Genomic DNA, 415 nt, shown 5'->3' with positions numbered 1-415 from the left:
CACCCAACCTGACTTGGATGGTATTTGCCTTCGGGTTGATTCATGGTTTTGGACTTTCCACCCGTTTGCAGCAGCTGCCATTGGCAGAAGATGGCCTGGTGTTGCGCATCCTGGCTTTTAATCTTGGTGTAGAGGCCGGGCAGATTGCGGCCCTGGCGGTGATGTTGTTCCTGTTGTCCGGCTGGCGTCGTACCGAGTCGTTCAAACGCTTCAGCCGTGCCACCAACTGGCTGTTGATGATGCTGGGTGTGCTGCTGCTGTTGATGCAGCTGCATGGTTATCTGCATTCCGCCAGCCCGGATGAATTTCCGCTCAACAAGGATGACCACAGCCATACCCATGAAGATATGGATGCCGCGCGTTCTCCGTTGAAGGACTATCAGAAGCGCTTCGATATGAAGATGGAAAAACAGGA

At 53.7% G+C, this 415-nt stretch carries 1 protein-coding gene; it reads left to right on the top strand.

Translation table 11 applies throughout. The features are described 5' to 3' along the window. Nucleotides 1-415 (top strand): HupE/UreJ family protein (locus A3730_RS08505; RefSeq protein WP_197477375.1); only part of this gene is annotated, 415 nt, incomplete at both ends.

The organism is Alcanivorax sp. HI0044 (assembly GCF_001634945.1).
Note: the sequence above shows the minus strand (reverse complement) of the source record. Positions and strands in the feature narration are given on the sequence as shown.